Annotated in this window: 20 protein-coding genes; 9 read left to right on the top strand and 11 right to left on the bottom strand. The window is 68.4% G+C overall.

Annotation, left to right across the window (positions count from 1 at the left end):
- The first annotated feature begins 164 nt into the window (after positions 1-164).
- The 3 genes from gatC to gatB are packed head-to-tail and all read left to right on the top strand — an operon-like array spanning position 165 to position 3,433.
- Entirely contained in the window at positions 165-464 is a 300-nt protein-coding gene (gene gatC, locus AC0IZS_RS10410; RefSeq protein ID WP_322594206.1) for an Asp-tRNA(Asn)/Glu-tRNA(Gln) amidotransferase subunit GatC, read from the top strand.
- Between the two features lie 7 nt (positions 465-471).
- On the top strand, positions 472-1,971 hold the full coding sequence (gene gatA, locus AC0IZS_RS10405) for an Asp-tRNA(Asn)/Glu-tRNA(Gln) amidotransferase subunit GatA (RefSeq protein WP_471635571.1): 1,500 nt from the start codon (positions 472-474) through the stop codon (positions 1,969-1,971).
- 10 nt (positions 1,972-1,981) lie between these two features.
- Positions 1,982-3,433, top strand: a complete 1,452-nt coding sequence (gene gatB / locus AC0IZS_RS10400) for an Asp-tRNA(Asn)/Glu-tRNA(Gln) amidotransferase subunit GatB (protein ID WP_471639498.1) — start codon at positions 1,982-1,984, stop codon at positions 3,431-3,433.
- A gap of 71 nt (positions 3,434-3,504) precedes the next feature.
- On the opposite strand, the gene AC0IZS_RS10395 is transcribed toward gatB, so the two are convergent.
- Both AC0IZS_RS10395 and pyrE read right to left on the bottom strand, forming a co-directional pair.
- A complete protein-coding gene (locus tag AC0IZS_RS10395; protein ID WP_471635570.1) occupies positions 3,505-4,197 on the bottom strand; it encodes a DUF4124 domain-containing protein in 693 nt (230 codons plus the stop codon).
- Between the two features lie 4 nt (positions 4,198-4,201).
- Positions 4,202-4,900, bottom strand: coding sequence for an orotate phosphoribosyltransferase (gene pyrE, locus AC0IZS_RS10390; RefSeq protein WP_471635569.1), 699 nt, complete (start codon positions 4,898-4,900; stop codon positions 4,202-4,204).
- Positions 4,901-4,910: 10 nt separating this feature from the next.
- Between pyrE and AC0IZS_RS10385 the strand changes: the two genes are divergently transcribed.
- Positions 4,911-5,714: an exodeoxyribonuclease III gene (locus tag AC0IZS_RS10385; protein ID WP_471635568.1), complete on the top strand. Its 804-nt coding sequence runs from the start codon at positions 4,911-4,913 to the stop codon at positions 5,712-5,714.
- A gap of 25 nt (positions 5,715-5,739) precedes the next feature.
- Here the strand turns inward: AC0IZS_RS10385 and AC0IZS_RS10380 are convergent, their stop codons facing one another.
- Positions 5,740-7,146 (bottom strand): heavy metal sensor histidine kinase, encoded by a 1,407-nt coding sequence (locus tag AC0IZS_RS10380; RefSeq protein WP_471635567.1) that lies wholly within the window; start codon positions 7,144-7,146, stop codon positions 5,740-5,742.
- Entirely contained in the window at positions 7,146-7,841 is a 696-nt protein-coding gene (locus AC0IZS_RS10375) for a heavy metal response regulator transcription factor (RefSeq protein ID WP_471635566.1), read from the bottom strand. The genes AC0IZS_RS10380 and AC0IZS_RS10375 overlap by 1 nt, the downstream gene beginning before the upstream one ends.
- A 134-nt stretch (positions 7,842-7,975) precedes the next feature.
- Between AC0IZS_RS10375 and AC0IZS_RS10370 the strand changes: the two genes are divergently transcribed.
- A complete protein-coding gene (locus AC0IZS_RS10370; protein WP_471635565.1) occupies positions 7,976-8,485 on the top strand; it encodes a hypothetical protein in 510 nt (169 codons plus the stop codon).
- A gap of 9 nt (positions 8,486-8,494) precedes the next feature.
- Here the strand turns inward: AC0IZS_RS10370 and AC0IZS_RS10365 are convergent, their stop codons facing one another.
- From AC0IZS_RS10365 to AC0IZS_RS10350, 4 genes are read right to left on the bottom strand one after another with little or no spacing between them, the layout of a single operon-like run.
- Entirely contained in the window at positions 8,495-8,779 is a 285-nt protein-coding gene (locus AC0IZS_RS10365) for a DUF3325 domain-containing protein (protein WP_471635564.1), read from the bottom strand.
- A complete protein-coding gene (locus tag AC0IZS_RS10360; RefSeq protein WP_471635563.1) occupies positions 8,779-10,434 on the bottom strand; it encodes a PepSY-associated TM helix domain-containing protein in 1,656 nt (551 codons plus the stop codon). Before AC0IZS_RS10360 ends, AC0IZS_RS10365 begins: the two co-directional genes overlap by 1 nt.
- Positions 10,431-10,733 (bottom strand): DUF3649 domain-containing protein, encoded by a 303-nt coding sequence (locus AC0IZS_RS10355; RefSeq protein ID WP_471635562.1) that lies wholly within the window; start codon positions 10,731-10,733, stop codon positions 10,431-10,433. Before AC0IZS_RS10355 ends, AC0IZS_RS10360 begins: the two co-directional genes overlap by 4 nt.
- Before the next feature lie 26 nt (positions 10,734-10,759).
- Positions 10,760-12,934: a TonB-dependent receptor gene (locus tag AC0IZS_RS10350; RefSeq protein ID WP_471635561.1), complete on the bottom strand. Its 2,175-nt coding sequence runs from the start codon at positions 12,932-12,934 to the stop codon at positions 10,760-10,762.
- Positions 12,935-13,428: 494 nt separating this feature from the next.
- Between AC0IZS_RS10350 and AC0IZS_RS10345 the strand changes: the two genes are divergently transcribed.
- Together AC0IZS_RS10345 and AC0IZS_RS10340 are read left to right on the top strand one after the other, a co-directional pair.
- Positions 13,429-13,950: a DUF3016 domain-containing protein gene (locus AC0IZS_RS10345; RefSeq protein ID WP_471635560.1), complete on the top strand. Its 522-nt coding sequence runs from the start codon at positions 13,429-13,431 to the stop codon at positions 13,948-13,950.
- A gap of 74 nt (positions 13,951-14,024) precedes the next feature.
- A complete protein-coding gene (locus tag AC0IZS_RS10340; protein WP_471635559.1) occupies positions 14,025-14,663 on the top strand; it encodes an MBL fold metallo-hydrolase in 639 nt (212 codons plus the stop codon).
- Between the two features lie 5 nt (positions 14,664-14,668).
- Here the strand turns inward: AC0IZS_RS10340 and fes are convergent, their stop codons facing one another.
- The 3 genes from fes to AC0IZS_RS10325 form a co-directional block, all read right to left on the bottom strand.
- A complete protein-coding gene (gene fes, locus AC0IZS_RS10335) occupies positions 14,669-16,300 on the bottom strand; it encodes an enterochelin esterase (RefSeq protein WP_471635558.1) in 1,632 nt (543 codons plus the stop codon).
- 15 nt (positions 16,301-16,315) lie between these two features.
- Positions 16,316-18,490 (bottom strand): TonB-dependent receptor, encoded by a 2,175-nt coding sequence (locus tag AC0IZS_RS10330; RefSeq protein ID WP_471635557.1) that lies wholly within the window; start codon positions 18,488-18,490, stop codon positions 16,316-16,318.
- Positions 18,491-18,725: 235 nt separating this feature from the next.
- Positions 18,726-19,733 carry a helix-turn-helix transcriptional regulator gene (locus AC0IZS_RS10325; RefSeq protein ID WP_471635556.1) on the bottom strand — a complete coding sequence of 336 codons (1,008 nt, stop codon included), beginning with the start codon at positions 19,731-19,733 and terminating at the stop codon, positions 18,726-18,728.
- Between the two features lie 203 nt (positions 19,734-19,936).
- Here AC0IZS_RS10325 and AC0IZS_RS10320 point away from each other — a divergent pair, with 203 nt between their 5' ends.
- Positions 19,937-21,106: an ABC transporter substrate-binding protein gene (locus AC0IZS_RS10320; protein ID WP_471635555.1), complete on the top strand. Its 1,170-nt coding sequence runs from the start codon at positions 19,937-19,939 to the stop codon at positions 21,104-21,106.
- Positions 21,106-22,047, top strand: coding sequence for an alpha/beta hydrolase (locus AC0IZS_RS10315; RefSeq protein WP_471635554.1), 942 nt, complete (start codon positions 21,106-21,108; stop codon positions 22,045-22,047). Before AC0IZS_RS10320 ends, AC0IZS_RS10315 begins: the two co-directional genes overlap by 1 nt.
- Positions 22,048-22,052: the final 5 nt, after the last annotated feature.

The following is a 22,052-nucleotide window of genomic DNA, read 5'->3' as shown; positions in this document are numbered from 1 at the left end:
ATCGCCGGGTTTACGGGGTCAAATTTCGCTTTTTTCGCACAATGACCGGCATGAGGGAGGGTATTGCGGCAAAGCCGGGATAATACCCTATCCCCTGTGAATAACTCCCCTGGCCCTACCCCCCATTTCAGCTTTACATCTGGTTTCTCCCGAATTTTTTCCCTATGGCACTGACATCCCTGGACATCGGTCGAATCGCCAACCTGGCGCGACTGGAATTGAGCGCGAGCGAAAGTGAGCGCATGCTCACGCAACTCAACGGCTTTTTCGACATCGTGGAGCAGATGCGCGCTGTGGATACCGGGGACTTGACACCCCTGGCCCACCCCGTTGCAGCCATCCGGGAAGTCGCCCTGCGCCTGCGCGACGACGTGGCCAGCGAACCGAACCAGCGCGAAGCCAACCAGCGCAGTGCCCCTGCGGTGGAGCGTGGCCTGTTCCTCGTGCCCAAAGTGATCGAGTGAGGCAGGCATGAACAAGCAAATAACAGACCTGCACGACCTGACAGTCACCGCCCTGGCCACCCAGCTGCGCGAGCGCCAGGTGTCCGCCGTGGAGGCAGCCCAGCATTTCCTCGCCCGCGCCAAGAGCCACCAGTCGCTGGGCGCCTACGTGGCGATCAACGAAGACGTCACCCTGGCCCAGGCCCAGGCGGCCGATGCGCGCCTTGCGGCCGGCACGGCCGGTGCGCTCGAGGGCGTACCCCTGGCGCACAAGGACATTTTCGTCACGCGCGACTTCCCCAGCACCGCCGGCTCGAAGATGCTGGCGGGCTACCAGTCGCCCTTTGACGCCACCGTGGTGCGCAAGCTGGCCGAGGCCGGCGCCGTGACCCTGGGCAAGCTCAACTGCGACGAATTCGCCATGGGCTCGGCCAACGAAAACTCGGCCGTGGTCCCCGTGGGCTTCGACGCACCCGCCCCGGTGCGCAACCCCTGGGACACCGCGCGCATCCCCGGCGGCTCCTCGGGCGGCAGTGCCGTGGCCGTGGCCGCGCGCCTGGCGCCGGCCGTGACCGGCACCGACACCGGCGGCTCCATCCGCCAGCCGGCCTCGTTCTGCGGCATCACCGGCATCAAGCCCACTTACGGCCGCGCCTCGCGCTACGGCATGATCGCCTTCGCCTCGAGCCTGGACCAGGCCGGCCCCATGGCTCGTACGGCCGAGGACTGCGCGCTGCTGCTGTCGACCATGTGTGGCCCCGACCTGGACCGCGACTCGACCTCGATCGACATGCCGGCCGAGGACTTCGGCCGCTCGCTGAACGACTCCATCGACGGCCTGCGCATCGGCATCCCGGCCGAATTCTTCGGCGAGGGCCTGGCGCCCGACGTACGCGCCGCCGTGGACGGCGCGCTCAAGGAGTACGAGAAGCTCGGCGCCAAGCTGGTGCCCATCAGCCTGCCGCGTACGGAGCTGTCGATCCCGGTGTACTACATCATCGCGCCGGCCGAGGCCTCGTCCAACCTGAGCCGCTTCGATGGCGTGAAGTTCGGCCACCGCGCCAAGGACTACGGTGACCTGGAGGACATGTACAAGAAGACCCGCGCCGAAGGCTTTGGCGACGAGGTCAAGCGCCGCATCATGATCGGCGCCTACGTGCTCTCGCATGGCTACTATGACGCCTACTACCTCAAGGCGCAGAAGATCCGCCGCATGATCGCCGACGACTTCCAGCAGGCCTTCACGCAGTGCGATGTGATCGCCGGCCCCGTGGCCCCCACCGTGGCCTGGAAGCTGGGCGAGCATGGCGCCGACCCGCTGGCCGACTACCTGGCCGACATCTTCACGCTGCCCGGCTCGCTCGCCGGCCTGCCCGGCATGAGCGTGCCCGCGGGTTTTGGCGAAGGCGGCATGCCCGTGGGCCTGCAGCTCATCGGCAACTACTTCCAGGAAGCGCGCCTGCTCAACGCAGCGCACCGGCTGCAGCAGGCCACCGACTTTCACCTCCGCCAACCCGGAGGTCTGTGACATGACGACGATGACAGCAAGCAAATTGATCCACGGCTACGAGGTCGTGATCGGCTTCGAGACCCACACCCAGCTCGCCACCCAGAGCAAGATCTTCAGCCGCGCCGCCACGGCCTTCGGCGCCGAGCCCAACACCCAGGCCTGCGCCGTGGACCTGGCCCTGCCCGGCACGCTGCCGGTGATGAACCGTGCCGCGGTGGAATGCGCGATCAAGCTCGGCCTGGCGCTGGGCTCGCACATCGCGCCCGAGAGCATCTTCGCGCGCAAGAACTACTTCTACCCCGACCTGCCCAAGGGCTACCAGATCAGCCAGTTCGAGATCCCCGTGGTGCAGGGCGGCGAGGTGCAGTTTTTCCTGGGCGACGAGAAGAAGACCGTGCGCCTGGTGCGCGCCCACCTCGAAGAGGACGCGGGCAAGTCGCTGCACGAAGACTTCATCGGCCAGAGCGGCATCGACCTGAACCGCGCCGGCACGCCGCTGCTGGAGATCGTGACCGAGCCCGACATGCGTTCGTCCGAAGAAGCCGTGGCCTACGCCCGCGAGCTGCACAAGATCGTGACCTGGATCGGCATCTGCGACGGCAACATGCAGGAAGGCTCGTTCCGCTGCGATGCCAACGTTTCGGTGCGCAAGCCCGGCGGGCCTTTGGGCACGCGCCGCGAGATCAAGAACCTGAACAGCTTCAAGTTCATGCAGCAGGCCATCGACTACGAAATCCGCTGGCAGATCGAGGAGATCGAGGACGGCCGCACCATCCAGCAGGCCACCGTGCTGTTCGACCCCGACACGGGCGAGACCCGCGCCATGCGCACCAAGGAAGACGCAGCCGACTACCGCTACTTCCCCGATCCGGACCTGCCGCCGCTGCAGATCTCGCGCGCGTGGGTGGACGAGCAGCGCGCCCTCATGACCGAGCTGCCGCGCGCCATGGCCGCGCGCTTCGTGGCCGACTACGGCCTGCCCGAGTACGACGCGACCACCCTGACCCAGAGCAAGGCCATGGCCGCCTACTTCGAGGCCGCAGCCCAGGCCAGCGGCCAGCCCAAGCTGGCCAGCAACTGGATCATGGGCGAGGTCTCGCGCCGCCTCAACGCCAACGACATGGCGCTCGACGCATCGCCCGTGACGGCCGCCCAGCTGGGCGCGCTGATCGGCCGCATCGCCGACGGCACGGTGTCCAACAACGCCGCCAAGCAGGTGTTCGAAGCACTGTGGACCGGTGAATCCAGCGACGTGGATGCCGTCATCGAGGCCAAAGGCCTCAAGCAGATGAACGACACGGGCGCGCTGGAGGGCATCATCGACGAGGTGATCGCCGCCAATGCCGACAACGTGGCCCAGTTCCGTGCCGGCAAGGACAAGGCCTTCAACGCGCTGGTGGGTCAGATCATGAAAGCGAGCAAGGGCAAGGCCAACCCGCAACAGGTCAACGACCTGCTGCGCGCCAAGCTGTCAGGCTGATACGGTCCTGCAGGCGCCTTCCACCCCCAGGAAGGTGTTTGCCGCAGGCCTCCCCGTCCAGGGGTCGCGGTTCAGCGTGAACCGCCGGTCGATGCCGGGGTGGCAGCGCCGGGCACCGCAACGCCCCGCTGCTCATCCCACAGCCTGCGCAGGTGCGCCAGTTCCGCATCGAAGCGCTGGTGTACCCGGCGCTTCTCGTCGCCCTGGCCGGCAATGAAGCGCTGCTGCTCGGCAATGCTGTCTTCGTTCTCGGCGATCCGCGTGCGCAGCACCATTGGCGCCTTGCTCGGGTCCTTCTTGTAGAACTCCATCTCGGTGTCCATGGTCTTGCGCTGCTGGCGCAACTCGACGATGCGCTTTTCTGCGGTGGCGGCAACGTCTTCGACCATCTGGATGGCGGCCTTGCGCTCCACGTCGTGGGCTGCCTTGTCGGGGTAGCGCGCCGTCAGCGCGCGCTCGCGGCGGCGCTCTTCCACGGCGCGGGCACGCTCCTCGGCTTCCTTGCGCTGGCGCGCCTCGACCACCGCACGCTCCTGCTCGGAGAGCACAGGGCCCACCTGGCGCCGCACCATGCCCGAAGGGGCCAGCTCACGCTGCTCGCGGTCCGCACACTCGGCAATCGGCCGGTCCGCCGTGAGCTTGCGCCCATTGCGGTCCGTGCAGGTGTAGATGCTGCCCACAGGACCCGCCTGCTGCGCCCACGCAGATGCCGTGGCCAGACCTGCCAATGCCAACTCACCAATGAGCCACGCCGTCTTGTGCAACTAGTTACCCTTCGTTCACCCCGTACCGCTCCCGGTATGCGGACACCCGCTCGTGGTGGGCGCGCATCTCCGCCCCCCCTGTTTGCGATAGGTACAGCAATAAGTCTGCCAGCTTGGCGATAGTGCAAACCTTCATGCCAAGCTGCTGGCGCACATACTGCACTGCACTGTGCTCCACGTCCAGTCCATTTTCGGTGGCTTTCTCCTGCCGGTCCAGCGCAATGGCCACCGCATGGGGGGTGGCGCCTGCGGCCTGGATGAGGGCAATCGACTCGCGTGCCGCAGTGCCGGCCGACATCACGTCGTCCACGATCAGCACCCGGCCCTTGAGCGGCGCGCCCACCAGGCTACCGCCCTCGCCATGGTCCTTGGCCTCCTTGCGGTTGTACGCAAAGGGTACATTGCGCCCCTGGCGCGCCAGTTCCACCGCCACGGTGGCGGCCAGCGGGATGCCCTTGTAGGCCGGGCCGAACACCATGTCGAACTCGATGCCGCTGGCGATCAGGGCTTTTGCATAGAATTCGGCCAGGCGCCCCATCTTGCCGCCATCGTCGAACAGGCCCGCATTGAAGAAATAGGGGCTCAGGCGCCCGGCCTTGGTCTTGAACTCCCCAAAGCGCAGCACGCCCGATTCGACGGCAAACCGTACAAAGTCCTGCGCCAGCTGGCCCTGCTCCGGGCCCTGGCTACCTACATCTACCATGGGAAATTCCTTGTTCAATTTGACCAGCCTCAACCTCAATGGCATCCGTTCGGCCACCACCAAAGGGGTGGAAAGCTGGATGGCTGCCACACGGCCAGATTGTATTTGCGTGCAGGAAGTCAAGGCGCAGGCCGCTGACATCGCCACACGCTTCGAGCGCCTGGCCGAGATGGACGGCCACTTCCACTACGCCCAGAAGAAGGGCTATTCGGGTGTGGGCATCTACACCCGCCACCAGCCCAGCGACGTGGTCGTGGGCTACGGTTCGACCGAGTTCGATGCCGAAGGCCGCTACCTCGAGCTGCGCTTTGACACCCCCAAGCGCAAGCTGTCCATCATCAGTGCTTACTTCCCGAGCGGCTCCTCGGGCGAGGAGCGCCAGCTCGCCAAATACCGCTTCCTCGCGGAGTTCCACCCGCACCTCATGCAGCTCAAGCAGGGGCGCGAACTCATCCTGTGCGGCGACGTCAACATCGCGCACCAGCAGATCGACCTCAAGAACTGGCGCAGCAACCAGAAGAACAGCGGTTTCCTGCCCGAGGAACGGGCCTGGATGACAAAGTTGTTGCACACAACTGATGAAGGCGGCGGCCTGATCGACGTTTACCGTCAGTTACAACCCACGGCCACCGACACGGCCTACACATGGTGGAGCAACCGCGGCCAGGCCTATGCCAACAACGTGGGCTGGCGGCTGGACTACCACCTGGCCACGCCCGCCATGGCGGCGCTGGCACGCACCGAGGCCATCTACAAGGATGTGAAGTTCTCGGACCACGCGCCGATCACCATCGGCTACGACTTCAAGATGTGATCCTGCGGGGATGCCCGCGTTCTGCTCAGTGTGGAAAGTGCAGCTCGAACCGGATCGTTCCCGATGCCGGGCACGAGGCCCGGACCTCGCCCCCATGCAGGTCCATGATGGCCTTCACGATCGCCAGGCCCAGGCCGCTGGACTCGGCGGGGCGTTCATGCACGGCCTCGGCCCGGTAGAAGCGGTCGAACAGCCGCTCCATCTGCGCGGGCGGAATCGGCAGGCCCTCGTTCTCCACCACCATCGTTGAAGACCCCTCCTGCGCGAAGGCTGCCAGGCGCACCACGGTCCCGGGCGTGCTGTAGCGCACGGCGTTGACCACCAGGTTGTGCAGCGCACGCAGGGCAAGTGGCGGGTTCACCCGTGCGGTGCCACTGGCCTGTACGGCAAAGCGCAGGCCCGCTTCGTCTGCCGGGCCCTCGAAGTAGTCGGCGATGCGCTGCAGCTCGGCCGCCATGTCCATCGGCGTGCGCTCGATCTGCAGCGTGGCGTGGTCGGCCTGGGCAAGGAACAGGATGTCATCGACGATGCGGTGCAGGCGGTTCAATTCCTCCAGGTTGGATTCGAGCACCTGCTGGTATTCCTCGGGGCTGCGCGTGCGGTTAAGCGCCACCTGCGTCTGCCCGATCAGGGCACCGACCGGTGTGCGGATCTCGTGCGCCAGATCGGCTGAAAACTGCGACAGCCGGCCATAGCCGGTGGCGATGCGCTCCAGCATGGCATTGAACACCGCCACCATCTGCTGCAGTTCCAGCGGCGCATCGTGCTCGGACAGGCGGATCGCCAGGTTGATCGGCTCGATCAGCGAGGCCTGCGCCGCCACCCGGTGCAGGGGCCTCAGGCCATGGCGCAGCACCCAGTACACCAGCAAGGAACAGGCAAGCACCGCCAGGAAGGTGCTGAACAGCACCTGGTCGCGGCTGCGCCGGATCATCTGCATCTCGCTGGCCAGCGCATGCCCGGCCAGCACCTCCACCATCCGCCCGTCGTGGCCCGAGCGGGCCGCGCCCGCGGCCCAGTGCATGCGGGGCATGCCCGGGGTCTCGCTGTGGCACACATCGGCGCGCGCCAGCGGCCTCTCGAAGGCGACGGGTACGGCACAGGCCGGTGGCGCCACCTGAGCCGGGTTGACTTCGACCAACGGTCCCTCGCCCGTGTGGCGCAGAACAAAGACATCGCCCGAACTGCCCGACAGGGCCTCGAGCAGCATCGCCTGGTCGCGCAGTTCCTGCACGCTGCGCGCATCGGCGAGCAGGCGGCGCAGCCGCTCCACCCGCATGATCAACTGCTCGTCGGCATGGGCGAGAATGGCGCTGCGCGCAGCAAAAAAGTAGTTGCCCCCCAGCATGCCGGTGACAGACACCGCGATCAGCCCGCACAGCAGGGTCACGCGAACGGCCAGCGAACGGGGCAACCAGCGCGACACCACCATCAATCGCCACCTCCGACCGGGTCCGAGGGCGGGTCGCCAAAGGCATAGCCGACATTGCGCACGGTATGGATCAGCGGCGTGGCAAACGGCTTGTCGACCTTGGCACGCAGGCGCTTGACCGCGACATCGACCACATTGGTATCGCTGTCGAAGTTCATGTTCCAGACCTCGGAGGCGATCAGCGTCCTCGGCAGCGCCTCGCCCTGCCGCTTCACCAGCAGGTGCAGCAGCAAAAACTCCTTGTTCGAGAGCGCGATCTCGTCCCCTTCGCGGGTGACCTTGCGCCGCAGCACATCCAGGCGCAGACCCGCCACCTGGTACACGTCGGCCTCGCGTGCTGGCCCGCGCCGCAGCAGGGTGCGGATGCGCAGCACCAGCTCGGTGAACGAGAACGGCTTTACCAGGTAATCGTCCGCGCCCAGTTCGAGCCCGCGGATGCGGTCGCTCAACTGGTCGCGCGCCGTGAGGAACAGCACGCGCATATCGCCCCTCTCGCGCAGCGCCGGCATGATCTGCCAGCCGTCGATGCCCGGCAGGCTCACGTCCAGCACCACCAGGTCGTAGGCATGGGCCAGCGCCATGCGCAGCCCGTCGGTGCCCGTGCGCGACAGGTCCACGCTGTAGCCGCTCTCGCGCAGGCCCTTCTTCAGGTAGTCCCCCGTCTTGGGGTCGTCCTCGATGACCAGGATCTTCATGCGGGTGATTCTGGGGCAAAGGCGCGCAGCAGGCGCTGGATGACAGCTTTGTCATGCACTTGTCACCCCCGCTCGTGGCGCGCCATCCTAGACTGCCCCGTCACCAGACAACACCCTCCACGAGACCCTTTTCCATGCCCAATCCCCTCTCCCTCCTCGGCATCGCCCACACCGCGATCAGCCTCGTGCCGTTGGGCGCGGCGCTCTACAGCTTTGCCCGCTTCGGCGGCATCGATCCAGGTACCCGCTCCGGCCGCGTGTACCTGGGCGGCCTGGTGCTCTCGGTGCTCACGGCCTTCGGCCTGTCGAGCACCGGTGGGTTCAACGCCGGGCATGCGCTGGGCATCCTGGCGCTGCTCGCGGTCTTCGGCGCCTGGCTGGCACCGAAACTCTCGTTCCTCGGGCGGGCCAGTGCCTACCTGGCGACTTTGGGATGGTCGTTCAGCGTCTTCCTGTTGCTGGTGCCTGGCATCAACGAAACGCTGACGCGCCTGCCGCCCGCGCAGCCGCTGGCATCCGGACCGGACTCGCCCCTCGTGCGCGGCGCGCTGCTCGCGTGGCTCGGGATCTTTGCCATTGGCTACGCAGCCCAGGCACTTATGCTGCGCGCGCGCCGACGGGCCGAAGCGGCGGCTCGCCGCTGAACGCTTGCGTCAGCGGCGTCCGCGCGTGCGGCTGTGCATGATCAGCGCGCCCAGCACGATGCCGGCCGCCAGGCTGGTGTGGCCGCTGTAGCTCACCAGCCCCATGCCCCAGCCCTGCGCCTGCACGATGATGGCCAGCGCCAGGGCCAAAGCGCCCCAGCCCAGCAGGCGCCACAGCCAGGTGGTGCGCGGCGCCAGCGGCTGGCCGAACAGCTCGTCCTGCTGGCGCTCGGTGCCCAGCGCCAGCGCCGCGAACGCGACGAGGCAGACCAGGAAGGTGGCTGCGTGGACCATCAGGCACCTTCCTTGGCCATGGCTGCGCCGGCGGGCAGGTTGGAGGCCGCGGGCGCGCGCGCCGCACGGCGCTTGGGCCCCTGGTGGCGCGCCGTGCGCACCGCCAGCCACACGTGCAGGCCGGCCAGCACCCAGAGCATGAGCTCGAAGCCGGCGAACACCCAATCCCCTTCGGCCAGGCTGCGCCACAGCGGCCGCTCGGTGGTCAGTGCGCTGACCACGGGCAGCAGGGCCAACGCGGCCGCGCCGATCCAGAACTGCTCGATCCAGGCGCGGCGCGAGGGGCGCAGCATGGCGTGCGCCAGCGTCAGCGCCCAGACGATGAAGAACACATGCACCTCCCAGGCGGTGCGCTCGGCCATGCCCTGCGGCAGCAAGCGGTTGCCCCAGAGAAAGCCGGCCATGGCGATGGACAGGCCCGCGATGCTGGCGATGTTGAGCTTTTCCACCAGGCGAAAGCCGAAATGCGGCCGCTCCGGGTTGCCCAGCTTCTGGCGGCGCTTGACGGTCCACATCACCAGGCCCGTGCCCACCATGGCCGTGCCCGCCAGGCTCACGATGAAGTACAGCCAGCGCATGTGCAGGTCGGAAAAGCGCCCCAGGTGCAGCGAGTACAGCACGCCACGCGTTTCGGCCGCAGGGCCCACACTTTCCTTCACCTCCAGCAGCTTGCCGCTCACGCCATCGAACAGCATGTACTGCGGGCTCATGGAGACCCGGCCCTCCTCGCCGCGCGTCACGCTCACACGCGCCGCGGAGTCGCCGGCATTCGTGGAGGTGAGGCGGCCCACGTTGCCCTCGCCCCAGCGCGCCTGGGCCTGTCGCACCATCTCGTCCACCGGTGCCAGCGGCGCCGGCTGGCCCGTGGCCTTGCCGGGCTGGATGAAGGCGCTGAGCTGGGAGGTCATCTCCTGCTTCTGCGCCGGTGTCTTGTACACCGCCTGCTCGCCGAACGGCATGTACAGCGCCATCAGCGTGATCAGGCCGGTGTAGGTGATCATGAAGTGGAACGGCAACCCGAACACCGACAGCGCGTTGTGCGCATCCAGCCACGAGCGCTGGCCCTTGCCCCAGCGGAAGGTGAAGAAGTCGGTGAAGATCTTCTTGTGCGTGATGACCCCGCTGACGATGGCCACCAGCATGAACATGGCGCAAAAGCCCGCGAGCCAGCGGCCCCAGAGCACGGGCATGTAGTGGAACTGGAAGTGGAAGCGGTAGAAGAACTCGCCCCCCACCGTCTCGCGCGATGCCACTTTCTCGCCGGTCAGCGGATCGAAGTTGGCGCTGCCGAAGTTGCGCCCGTTGGGCGCCGGGCCCTGCCCGCGCGGCAGGCGCCAGAAGCTGTCCACCGTGGTGTAGCGCTCGTCGGGCAGGCGCATGCTCCACTGCGGCGCATTGGGCACCAGCGCGATGAGCTGGTTGGCGATGCGCTGGGCCGACTCGGCCGCATCGGGCACCACCGCGCGGTGCGGCAGCTCGGGCCGCATCCACTGCGATATCTCGTCCTTGAAGTAGCTCACGGTACCCGTGAGAAACATCGCATACAGGAACCAGCCACACAGCAGGCCGGCCCAGGCGTGCAGGTCCGACATGGTCTGGCGAATGCCCGGCGCCTTGGGCTCATCCAGCGCTGCGTCGTTGTTGTTCGTCGTCATTGGGAAGCTCCTGCAGAGGACCACACGGTCCATGCGGCCAGCAGCAGCGGCACGGCCGCCACCACCAGCCCGGCCCAGGCGCGCCAGGCGCTGCGCACGGCAAACACCCAGATCACCGCACACGTATAGATGGCGAAGCTGGCCAGCATGCCCGTGATCACAGCCTGCGGCCGCGCCAGGGGCAATGCCAGCACGGCCACGCTGAACAGCGCCGCCAGCACATAGCCGCCGCCGATGGCCGCAACGATGCGCGACACCAGCGGCCCGGCGCGCCAGGCTCCGCGCAGCACGGCCATCATGGCAAGACTCCGGTCATGCACATACCTCAGAAGTCCACAGCGGCCGACAGCATCAGCGTGCGGGGCGCGCCCACGGTCACGTAGTTGCTGATCACCCAGTAGTTCTTGTCGGACACGTTCTCCAGGTTGGCGCGCAGCACCAGGGGCTTGCCGGCCACGTTGGTGGCGTAGCGGGCACCGATGTCCAGGCGCGTCCAGGCCGGCACGCGCAGGCGGTTGGTGGCGTCGGCGTACATGCCGGAGGTATTGATCACGCGGCCGTTCACGCTCAGGCCCTGCAGCGGCGTATCCCAGTCCAGGCCCAGGTTGAAGGTGCGGTCGGGCACGCCGGCCGCATCGTTGCCCTGGTTCACGCCACCGGCAGTGCGCGTGAGCTTGGCATTGTTGAACGAGGCGCTGGCCATGGCACGCAGGCCGCGCTGGATTTCGCCGTAGGCTGTCAGCTCGAAGCCGCGGTTGCGCTGCTCGCCGCCAAAGCTGTAGCGGTTGGTGGCCGGGTCGGTCAGGGCGCTCGGGCGCTTGATCTGGTAGACGGCGGCCTGGGTGGTCAACTGGCCCCAGTCCACCTTCACGCCGATTTCGTTCTGCGTGGACTTCTGCGGCGCGAAGGTCTCGCCCGCATTGGCCGTGCCCGGGCCGGCCGTGCCGCCACGGGTCAGGCCGGCGGTGTAGTTGGTGTACACCGAGATGTTCTTCGTCGGCTTGATCACCAGGCCCGCCAGCGGCGTCACGGCGCTGGCCTTGTAGTAGCTGGTGCCTGCGCCGGTGTTGACGTTGAAGCTGCCCTGCTCGATGGTCTGGTCACGCACGCCCAGCGTCAGCAGGTAGCGGCCGCTGTCGAAGGACATGGTGTCGGCCAGCGCCAGGCTGTGCTGCTTGAGCTCGCTGCTCTTGCTGGGGTTGCCACGCGGGAAGTTGATGGTCGGCAGCGGAGCAGGGTTGTAGATGTTGGACGGGGCGTAGGTGCTGGTCAGCTGGTAGAAGTAGCCGATCTCCTGGTCCAGGTAGTTCGTGGCCAGGGCCACGGTGTGGCCGATGCCGCCGGTCTGGAACTTGGTGCGCAGGCCCACGTCGGCCGAAGACGTCTTGTTGTAGGCGTCGTAGTAGCCGTTGGCCACCGTGAAGTTGCCCAGAGCGTCAACGCGCAGCCCGGCGGTCGGGAAGTGCTGCTCACTGGTGTTGTGGGTGTAGCCCACGCCACCGTACACGGTGGTGCTGTCGTTCAGGTCGTACTCCAGGCGCGACATCACGGTGCGCATGTCGTCCGTCAGGTTGGCGCCGGGGTAGATGCTGGTGCGGTTGTCCGGCGCCGCGGGCATCTGCGTGACGCCGGCGCGGAAGGCCGTCTGGGGGCGGAACTGTTGGGTCTTGCCCTCGGTGGCGAAGGCGTCCAGTGACCAGCGCAGGCGGCCGCCGGCGTAGTCCACGCCCAGCGCTGCCACGTCGGCACGCTGGCGGCCACCGTCCACATTGCCTTCGCCATTGCGCACCAGCGCGTTGGCGCGCACGCCCCACTGGTTGTCTTCGCCGAAGCGGCGGCCCACGTCCAGGTGGGCACCGAACTGGGCCTTGCCCATGTAGCTGGTGGTCAGGCGCGTCAACGGCGTATCGGCCGCGCGCTTGGTCACCAGGTTGATGCTGCCGCCCACGCTGCCGCCAGGGCCCACGCCATTGGTCAGGGCGCCGGGGCCTTTGAGCACTTCCACGCGCTCGATCATTTCCAGCGGAATGCGGGTCGAGGGGCTCAGGCCGAACAAACCGTTCAGGCTCACATCGGTGTTGGACACCGTGAGGCCGCGCACCTGGAAGTCGTCGCCATAGCCGCCGCGCGCCTGCAGGCTGCGCACGGAGGCGTCGTTCATCACCACGTCGGCCACCGTCAGGGCCTGCTGGTTCTGGATCAGCTCGTTCGTGTAGTTGGTGGTGCTGAACGGCACATTCATCTGGTCGGTTCGGCCCAGGATGCCCAGGTCACCGCCGCGCGCGAACTGACCGCCGTGATAAGTCTTTTGCAGGCCGCCGATGGCCTCGGCCTGCTCGCGCACCTTCACTTCATCCAGCGTGCTGCTGGAGGAGGTGCTGGTCTGCGCCGCCACGCCCACCGCGGCCACGGCCAGGCCGGCGCCCAGGCATTGGCACACCAGCAGGGCCAGGGGGTGGGGGGTGAAGCGCTGGGACGCACGGGTGGTCGTGGATTGCATGGTGTGGGCCGAGATAGAGAAATACAGGCAAAGACGAGCGAAAGCCCGGCCGTGGCCGGGTCGGTTGCATAGTGGGAAGTCGTACAACCGGGGCCGCGAGGGCCAGCCGGTTGCATTCGCTGAAACAAATCAGAACGACAACTATTCGCATTTTAATTTAGCAGCTGCGGGAGGGGTAGGCTCCACTCTGTAAATCCCTCAATCGGCCCCTTCGCACCGGGCCGGGAAAACCCGAATCGGCCGCAAGGCGCGACCGGTTGCTACAAAATTCGCAGCAAAGTAGTTATCGATCTGTTGCATCACTGCAACGAAAGCGGGCCTTCCAGGGCACACGCTGCCGCCCCATTGCGCACCCTCCCATCCCCAGACTGGTCCACCGTTCGCCGTTTTCCGGCCGGAGGTCGGAGGACCGGCGCCCGCCACCCCTCCCCTATTCCCCGCGGGAACCCAGGTCTCCATCCATCGTCATACTCACCCTGATGGAGGAACCCACCATGCTGCTGCAGCACCGACAACGCCCTTCCCGCCTGCTGATGCTGGCCGCCTGCTGCATCGCCGCCGGTACGGCCACCGCGTTCGCAGGCACCGCCAGCGTCGCCTTCATCGCGCCGGAAAAGTACACCGACGCCAGCTACGCCCACCCCGTGGCCAACGCACCCGACCGCGCCCAGGTGCTGCGCGATGTGGAGCAGCACCTGCAGCGCCTGGCCACGCGCGGCCTGGCAGCGAGCGACACGCTCAGGATCGAGGTGCTGGACATCGACCTGGCCGGCCACTTCCCGCCCCTGGGCGTTGGCGGCTCGGACGTGCGCGTGGTCACCGACATCACGGGGCCGCGCATCAAGCTGCGCTACAGCCTGGTGCGCGACGGCAGCGCCCCAGTTTCCGGCGGAGAAGACACGCTCAGCGACCTGAACTTCATGGTGCCCAGCAACAGGTACTCGAGCGGGGACCGGCTGCGGTATGAGAAGGCGCTGCTGGACCGGTGGTTTGAGAAGCGGTTTGGCAAGCTGTAGCCGCCAAGGCCTGCGCGGCAGGCACTGGCCGGGGCGCGGTCGATGTCTAATACCGACCAAAGAAATCCCCACCCATGCTCCACTACCTCACCGTCCCCGTCACCGCCTTCCAGCAGAACAGCTCCATCCTCTGGTGCGACGCCACGCGCAAAGCCACCATCGTCGACCCCGGCGGTGACCTCGACGTGCTGCTGGCAGAGGTGCAGCGCCTGGGCCTCACGCTCGACCAGATCTGGCTGACCCACGCCCACATCGACCATGCGGGCGGCACCGGCGAGCTGGCCGAGCGGCTGTCACTGCCCATCGTGGGGCCGCACCCCGGCGACCAGTTCTGGATCGATGCGCTGCCGCAGCAAAGCGCGATGTTCGGCTTTCCGCCGGCGCAGCATTTCACGCCCACGCGCTGGCTGGCCGACGGCGACACCGTGCAGATCGGCAACGAGACGCTGCACGTGCGCCACTGCCCGGGGCACACCCCCGGCCATGTGGTGTTCCACGCGCCGCAGATCGACCGCGCCTTCGTGGGCGATGTGCTGTTTGCGGGCAGCATCGGGCGCACGGATTTCCCGCAGGGCAACCACCAGGACCTGATCGACAGCATCACCGGGCGGCTGTGGCCCATGGGCGACCAGACGGTGTTCATTCCTGGCCATGGCCCGGAAAGCACCTTTGGCCGGGAGCGCAAGAGCAACCCCTATGTCGGCGGCACCTGATACCGCTACTCAGCGGCCTTCTTTCCCAACAACGCGGTGAGCCCCGTGGCGAGGGTGCCGCGCCAGTGCAGGTAGTCGTGCCCGGCCGCGTACTCGCGGTGCTGCACGGCATAGCCCTTGGCGCGCAGCACGTCGCGCAGGTGGCGCGTGGATTCGAGGATGCCGACCTGCCCGGTGCGGTTGCCCTCGAACAGGCCGGCCTCCAGGTAAAAGCGCACGGGCCGCACGGGGGCCTGCACGTAGTCGCGCGTGAGCGATGAGGGCTCCTGCCCCGGCGCGCCCCACCAGAATGAGCCGGACTGGCTGTACACGTTGCCGAACCACTCGGGGTGCTGCAGCCCCGCGTAGGCGGCGGCCAGCCCGCCGTAGCTGGCGCCCGCCACCACGGTGCGCGCGGGCGCAGCGGCCACGCCCTGGCTGCGGGCCCAGGGCATGAGCTCGGTGGCCAGGAAGCGGGCGAACGCCGGGTTGGGCGGCAGTTCGTCGCCGCGCGCCTGGCGGCTGGGGTTGCTGATGAGGATGGCGGCCATGGGCGGCAGTTCGCCGGCCGCGATCAGGTTGTCGAGGATGGTGGGCGTGGGCACCTCCTTCTGGTAGGTGTCGCCATCGAACAGCACCAGCAGCGCATTGCCGCTCGCACCCGGTTGCCAGCCCGCAGGGCGGTACAGCGCGACATCGCGCGTGTTGCCCAGGGCCTGGCTGGTGATGCGGTGCGGCTCGACCGTGCCCTTGGGCACGCCGGGGCGCTCGGCCACCCAGGGCTGGGGCGGTGCGTCGGGCAGCTCGAACACCGATTCGCCCGCATAGATGTCGATGGGCCGGTCCGGAAAGCTGTGCGCATTGAAGGGGTCACGCTGCGCCGTGGCGATGATGGCGCGGCGGCGCACCATGGGCGATGCATTGAGCTCGGGCACGTCCGGCGCGAGCTTGTAGCCCAGGCGCGTGCCGGTGGGCACGCGGTAGCTGCGGTACCAGACGTCGGAGTCGCCCAGGCGCATGAGCGGATCGTGGTTGCCCGAGGGCGCGCCGAACAGCCAGGCATTGCGCTGCGCGCCGCGCCACACAAAGGTGACCCGCACCGTGCCGTCCTTGGCGGGCTCGGCATCGGTCTCGACCAGGGGGGCACCGCGCCCCTGCACCTCGGCCCAGAAGGCATCGGTGCTGCCGCCTGCGGCCAGGGCCTGCTGCAGCGCGCGGATGCGCGGGCTCTCGATCACTTCGGGCGGCGGCACCTGCTGCGCGCGGGTGACGACCTCGGTCACGCGCAGGCCGTAGCTGCCGGCCACGGGGGCGCGTACCTCCAGCGCATAGGGCGGGTTGGGCCCGGCGACAAAGACGAACTCCTGCAGCTCACCCACGCCCGTGGCCAGCACGCGCTCGCGCTTGCCCTCGGCGTTGGTGAGCACCAGGCGCATGCTGGCGCCCGTGAGGTTGCCGCGCACCAGGTCGCCGGGCTGGGCCGTGATGCCATGGGCGCGTGTGGTCATGGCGGCGAGCGCGCCCTGCACCTGCCCGCCCGCACCGAGCGGCGCATCCGCAGGCGCCTGCGCACCGGCCGGAGTCATCAGCAGCAGCGCGCCCACCAGGACACACGCTGCCGCCGCAAAACTGCCACCACCCCTGGAAAAACGCCCCATGCAAAGACTCCCTCGTTAAAAATCGAATGCTGCCGACAGGCGTACGGCGCGCGGTGCGCCCACGTTCACGCGGCCTGCGCCCCAGATGCTGTCGTAGTAGGCCTTGTTGGCCAGGTTGGTGACCGTGGCGCGCAGCACCACGGGCTGGGCGCCCAGGCGCAGGGCGTAGCGTGCGCCCACGTCCAGCGTGGTCCAGCCGGGCAGCTTGACGCTGTTGTCGCCCGTGAGCCACTGGGCGCCGGTGTGGTTCACCCGGCCCGAGACGGCCAGACCCTGCACGCCGGGGATGGCCCAGTCGGCGCCCAGGTTCAGCGTGAGCTTGGGCACACCGAACTGGGCCAAGCCCTGGTTCACGCCCCGGGTGGTCTTGGTCTGCTGGGCGTCGGTATACGCCACACCGCCCAGCAGGCTCAGGCCCTGGGCCACCTGGCCAAAGATGTTCCATTCCACGCCGCGGTTGCGCTGCTCGCCATCGAGCAACTGGCGGTTGTTGGCCTCGATCAACGCGGGCTTGCTGATCTGGAACAGGCTCACGGTCTGCGTGATGCCGCCCGTGATCCACTTCACGCCGACCTCCATCTGCTTGCTCTTGTAGGGCTTGAAGGTTTCGCCCTCGTTGGCGTAGGGGGCCTTCACGGTGGTGCCGGCGCTCAGGCCTTCCACGTAGTTGCCGTACAGCGAGATGTTCTCGCCCCAGGGCTTGGCGACCACGCCGACCAGCGGGGTCACGGCGGTTTCCTTGTACCTGGCGAGCTTCTGGTGTACCTGCTGGGCGCGCAGGCCCAGGGTGAGCTGCAGCTTGTCGTCGGCGATGGACAGGGTGTCCACCAGACTCAGGCCGGTGAGCACGTCGTCGTTGTACCGGGTGAAGGTGGACGCTGCCGCCCCCGCCGGCATGGTGATGGGCGTGGGGTTGAAGAGGTTGCTGGTGATGTTGGCCGTGCCGTTGCCGCGGCTGCCGCCTTCGTAATCGAGCAGGTTGGCCGCCAGCGTGAGCTTGTGCGCCACGGCACCGGTGTTGAACTGGCCGCGCAGGCCCAGTTCGGCCGTGGTGGTCTCGTACTCGCCCCAGGAGTTGTAGGCCGTGCCCGTGGCATTGCCGCTGGCGGCGTTGGCCATGGTCCACACGGGGCGGGTGCCGAAGATGAACCCGTCGTAGGCGTGCTGGGCCCGGCCGGCCGAGGCGAAGGCCGTCCAGCCGGCGTTGAGCTGCGCCTGCCCGCGCACGATCAGGCCCTGCGTCTCGGTGTTGCTGAACACGCCCTCGCCGTAGAAGAAGTTGGTGGACCCATCGGGTGCGCGCGGCACCGTGGTCCAGCCGGTGATGATGGGCTGCATGGTCACGCCCTTGCGCACCTTGTTGGTCAGCGAATAGGCGTCGGCCTCCACGCTCCAGCCGGCGCCCTGGTAGTCCAGCGCCAGGTGGCCGATCTCGCGCTTCTTGGTCTGGTGGTCGAGCCAGGTCTCGCCGCCCGAGAGCACGCCGTTGACCCGCACACCCAGGCGCTGTTCCGGACCGAAGCGGCGCGCCACGTCGGCATGCACGCCCACGTTGGACTTCGTTGAATACGTGGTGGTCACCCGGGTCAGCGGGTCCTTGCCGGCGCGCTTGGGCACCAGGTTGATGGCGCCGCCCACGTCGCCTGCGGGCGGCAGGCCCATCATCATGGCGCCGGGGCCTTTGAGCACTTCCACGCGCTCGAACATCTCGGTGGGGGTGTTCTGCTCGGGCGCCAGGCCGTACACGCCGTTGATGGCCAGGGAGTTGGCCGACACGCCGAAACCTCGGATCACGAAGTTCTCCACCACATGGCCCTCGTTGGTGGAATTGCGCACCGAGGGGTCGTTCTTGAGCACGGCGCCGATGGTCTGCGCCTGCTGGTCGGCAATGCCTTCGGCCGTGTACGCGGTGGTGTTGAACGGCGTGTCCATCACGCCCACGTTGCCCAGGATACCGAGGCGCGCACCCTTGGCGACCTGGCCGCCGGGCGCTGCAGCAGGCAGGCTCTCAGGGGATTCGGGGGCGGCGTTCACGGTCACTTCCTTGAGCGAAGGCGCCGTGGTGGCCTGCTGGGCCATGGCAGCACCGCTGCCCGCGAGCAGGGTCCACGCGCAGGCCTGTGCGATCTGGCGCAGGGCGAAGGGCTGGGCTTGGAAAGTGCCCCGGGTCGGGCGGCGTGTGGTGTGCATGGTGGTCCTGGAAAGAAGCATGGAAGACGAAAACCAGGCTCCACCGGAGGCCGAGAGAAAGCGGAATGATTGTGATTCACCCCATGGGCCGCACCGGCGCCCTGTGGGCGCTGCGGCCCTGGAATCCGGCAGGCAACCTGGTTGCAAGTTGTGTCAACGATGATTCCACGCGGCCTGTGCGCCCGTGTTTGCGCGGGCAACAAAGATGTTTGCCGCAGCGCGGCGCCCCGGGCCCTCAAACCCTGCCGCGCGCCAGCTTGGGCGGCATGCCGAAGCGCTTGCGGTAGGCCGTGGCGAAGTTGGCGGCGCTGTTGTAGCCCGCCACCAGCGCCGCCTGGGCCACCGAACAGCCATCACGCTCCAGCGCCTGGCGCGCGCGCTGCAGGCGCGATTCGCGCACGAAGTCGAACACCGTCGTGCCGTACACCGCCTTGAAGTGCCGCTGCAGGGTATTGGCATTGGTGCCGGCCTGGCGCGCCAGCGCGTCGAGCGACAGGTCCATGGCGCCCTCGGTCTGCAAAAAGGCGTGCAGGTCGCGCATGCGCCGGTGCTCGTGCGGCAGCAGGCGCAGGGCCGATGGCACGGGCGCCGGGGCGGGCACGGGGGCCGGTGCCGGGCCGCTGGCCTGCTGGTCCAGGCTGGCAAGGGCTTCGCCCACCAGCTCCAGCGCGCGGCTTTCGAGGTACAGGTGCAGCAGCAGCGGGCTCAGGTCGGGCGCGCGGGTAATCTGTTCGGCCAGCGCGGCGATGCGCGCCGAGGGCTGCCAGTGGTGCATGGCCAGGTGCTGCCGGCGGAAGTCGTCGATGGCATCGGACGCCGATGGCCCGGCCACCTGCTCCAGCCACTCGGCACCGAGCCCCACGCTCACGCGCCGGGCATAGGAGCCGCCGCGCGCGCGCCGCTCGAAGCGCTCGGGCTGCGCCACCGACACCAGCAGGGCACGCGGCAGACCGGGCCCGGGACCATGGGAACGCGGCAGGCCCGTGTCGGCCCTGCTGGACAGGGCCACCCGGCGCGGGCCGTAGCTCACGTCCACCGAACCCTCGAGCAGCACCACGATGCGCAGGCCGGCCTCCATGTCGCCGCTGGCGCTGAAGTCCTGCGTGTCGGCCACGTCGTCGGCGTGCAGGTGCAGGCCCGGGCGCAGCACATGCAGGCGTTTCAGGTGGCGCTGCAGCGACGCCTGCATGCCAGCAGACGCAGGCGCCGCGGACGTGACGTTCAACGGGCTGACAACGGACATGGGTGGTCGGATGGAAAAGAAGGAAGAGCAGGGGCGCGGACGCAGGGCCGCTGGCGCAAAGGTTTTTCTTTGCGGGGCAAACACGGCGGGCCCGCAGGCATGGGATGCTAGCAAGCTGTCACAATAAATGCAAATGATTCTCAATAGTGAAATTCTTCACTTTGGGGGTTTCTCGCCACGTTTGCACGGACTGCCCGCCGACCATGCCCCTCTTCTTCCTGCGCGCCACGGCGCTGTTCGCCTTTTCCGGCCTTTTCTCGCTGCTGGTGCTGTGGTGCCCGCCCCTGCATGCGCAGCAGGCGCCCGCTGCCACCCAGACGGTGACGGACCTGGCGGGCCGCAGCGTGAAGCTGCCGGCCAGGGTGGAGCGCATCCTGCTTGGTGAAGGCCGGCTGCTGCCCGCGCTGGCCGTGTTCGAGCGCGACGACCCGGCCCGCCGCCTGGTGGGCATGATGGGCGACTACGAAAGCCTGGACGAAGCCGGCTACGCACAGTGGCGCGGCCGCTTCCCGCAGCTCGACAAGGTGCCGCGCGTGGGCCGCAACAGCGCCGGCAGCTTCAGCGACGAGCAGGCCATCGCGCTGCGCCCGCAGGTCGCCATCCTGGGCCTGGCGGGTGGCCACGGGCCGAGCAAGAACGACCGCGAGACCCTGGCGCGCCTGGAGGCGGCCGGCGTGGCCGTGGTGTTCATCGACTTCCGCCACGACCCGCTCAAGAACACGGTGCGCAGCATGGAACTCTTGGGCACGGTGCTGGGCAAGCGCAAGGAGGCCGACGAGTTCGTCGCCTTCTGGCGCGCCCAGCTCGAGCGCGTGGAGTCGCGCCTGCGCAACGCGCCGGCCAGCACCCGCCACCCCACGGTGTTCCTGGAGAACCGGGTGGGCCTGTCCGACGAGTGCTGCGCCACCATGGTCGGCCTGGTGGGCCTGCTCATGGATGCGGGCGGCGCGAACAACGTGGCGCGCGGCCTGATCCCCGGCGAGCACGGCACCCTCAACCCCGAGTTCCTGATCGCCACGCAGCCGCAGCTGTACATCGGCACGGGCATCGGCAGCATGGCCACGGCGCAGAAGTCGCCGCTGCGCATCGTGCTCGGCGCGGACGCCACGCCCGAGGCCGCGCGCGCCTCCCTGGTGCGCGCCACGCAGCGCCGCGGCATCGCCCAGCTGCAGGCCGTGCAGCAGCCGGGCCGCGCCCACGCCATCTGGCACCACTACTACAACTCACCCTTCAACGTGGTCGCGGTGCAGGTGTTTGCCAAGTGGCAGCACCCCGAGCTGTTCGCCGACCTGGACCCGCGTGCAACGCTGCAGGAGATGTTCACCCGCTTCCAGCCCATCCCGCTGACCGGCGTGTACTGGACCAGCCTCTGATGGGCGCCGATCCCCTGCACGGCAACACCCGCCGCGCGTTGCTGGCCTCTGGTGCCGGCCTGTGGCTGGCGGGCTGTGCCGCCACGCCATCGCAGGCCCTGCTGTTGCAGGCGCCCGCCGCGCAATTGCCCGGCACGCACCAGATGGACCTGCGCGACCCCGTGAGCGGCCACACCTGGCGCATCTGGGTGCAGCGCCCTGCCGGGCCCGCACCGTCCACCGGCCACCCGGTGCTGTACCTGCTCGATGGCAACGCCTCCTTCGCGCTGGCCGCGCAGTTGGCGCGCAATGGCGCGGGCCGGCCCGGCGAGATGCGCAGCGACGCGGCCATCGTGGTCGGCATCGGCCACCCCGGCGATGCGGTGATCCACCCGGCCGAGCGCCAGCGCGACTACACGCCCCCGGCGCCCGGCGCTGCGGCCACGGCCCAGGCGGGTGGGGCCGAGGTGCTGCTGGACTTCATCGCGCGCGAGCTGCAGCCGCGCGTGGCGGCGGCGCTGCCCGTGGACCCGCTGCGCCAGACGCTCAGCGGCCACTCCTTCGGCGGCCTGCTGGTGCTGCATGCACTGTTCACGCGGCCCACCCAGTTCACGCGCTATGCGGCGACGAGCCCCTCGGTGTGGTGGAACAACGGCCAGGTGATGGGCACGGCCGAGCGCTTCGTGCAGGCCTATGCCGGCGCGCCGCGCCCCTTCCGCGCACAGCTGCAGCTGCGCATCGGCAGCCTCGAGACAGCCGAAGCCGCTGCCACCCCGACCCGCGCCGCCGTGCAGCGCGAGCGCCGCATGCTGGAGCGCACGCAGGCGCTGGCGGCGCAGCTGGGCGCGCTGCAATGGCCCGAGCTTGCCGTGCAGATGCAGGTGCTGGCGGGCGAGGACCATGGCAGTGTGATGGCACCCGCGCTGAGCGACGCGCTGGCATTTACCCAGCAGCCGCGCTGAGCGCA

Source organism: Acidovorax sp. AC410 (assembly GCF_979253235.1).
Note: the sequence above shows the minus strand (reverse complement) of the source record. Positions and strands in the feature narration are given on the sequence as shown.

Coding starts and splice junctions, on each gene's coding strand:
- gatC (WP_322594206.1), top strand. CDS start 165: ATGGCACTGACATCCCTGGACATCGGTCGAATCGCCAACCTGGCGCGA.
- gatA (WP_471635571.1), top strand. CDS start 472: ATGAACAAGCAAATAACAGACCTGCACGACCTGACAGTCACCGCCCTG.
- gatB (WP_471639498.1), top strand. CDS start 1,982: ATGACAGCAAGCAAATTGATCCACGGCTACGAGGTCGTGATCGGCTTC.
- pyrE (WP_471635569.1), bottom strand. CDS start 4,900: ATGGTAGATGTAGGTAGCCAGGGCCCGGAGCAGGGCCAGCTGGCGCAG.
- AC0IZS_RS10380 (WP_471635567.1), bottom strand. CDS start 7,146: ATGGTGGTGTCGCGCTGGTTGCCCCGTTCGCTGGCCGTTCGCGTGACC.
- AC0IZS_RS10375 (WP_471635566.1), bottom strand. CDS start 7,841: ATGAAGATCCTGGTCATCGAGGACGACCCCAAGACGGGGGACTACCTG.
- AC0IZS_RS10370 (WP_471635565.1), top strand. CDS start 7,976: ATGCCCAATCCCCTCTCCCTCCTCGGCATCGCCCACACCGCGATCAGC.
- AC0IZS_RS10365 (WP_471635564.1), bottom strand. CDS start 8,779: ATGGTCCACGCAGCCACCTTCCTGGTCTGCCTCGTCGCGTTCGCGGCG.
- AC0IZS_RS10360 (WP_471635563.1), bottom strand. CDS start 10,434: ATGACGACGAACAACAACGACGCAGCGCTGGATGAGCCCAAGGCGCCG.
- AC0IZS_RS10355 (WP_471635562.1), bottom strand. CDS start 10,733: ATGATGGCCGTGCTGCGCGGAGCCTGGCGCGCCGGGCCGCTGGTGTCG.
- AC0IZS_RS10350 (WP_471635561.1), bottom strand. CDS start 12,934: ATGCAATCCACGACCACCCGTGCGTCCCAGCGCTTCACCCCCCACCCC.
- AC0IZS_RS10345 (WP_471635560.1), top strand. CDS start 13,429: ATGCTGCTGCAGCACCGACAACGCCCTTCCCGCCTGCTGATGCTGGCC.
- AC0IZS_RS10340 (WP_471635559.1), top strand. CDS start 14,025: ATGCTCCACTACCTCACCGTCCCCGTCACCGCCTTCCAGCAGAACAGC.
- fes (WP_471635558.1), bottom strand. CDS start 16,300: ATGGGGCGTTTTTCCAGGGGTGGTGGCAGTTTTGCGGCGGCAGCGTGT.
- AC0IZS_RS10330 (WP_471635557.1), bottom strand. CDS start 18,490: ATGCACACCACACGCCGCCCGACCCGGGGCACTTTCCAAGCCCAGCCC.
- AC0IZS_RS10325 (WP_471635556.1), bottom strand. CDS start 19,733: ATGTCCGTTGTCAGCCCGTTGAACGTCACGTCCGCGGCGCCTGCGTCT.
- AC0IZS_RS10320 (WP_471635555.1), top strand. CDS start 19,937: ATGCCCCTCTTCTTCCTGCGCGCCACGGCGCTGTTCGCCTTTTCCGGC.
- AC0IZS_RS10315 (WP_471635554.1), top strand. CDS start 21,106: ATGGGCGCCGATCCCCTGCACGGCAACACCCGCCGCGCGTTGCTGGCC.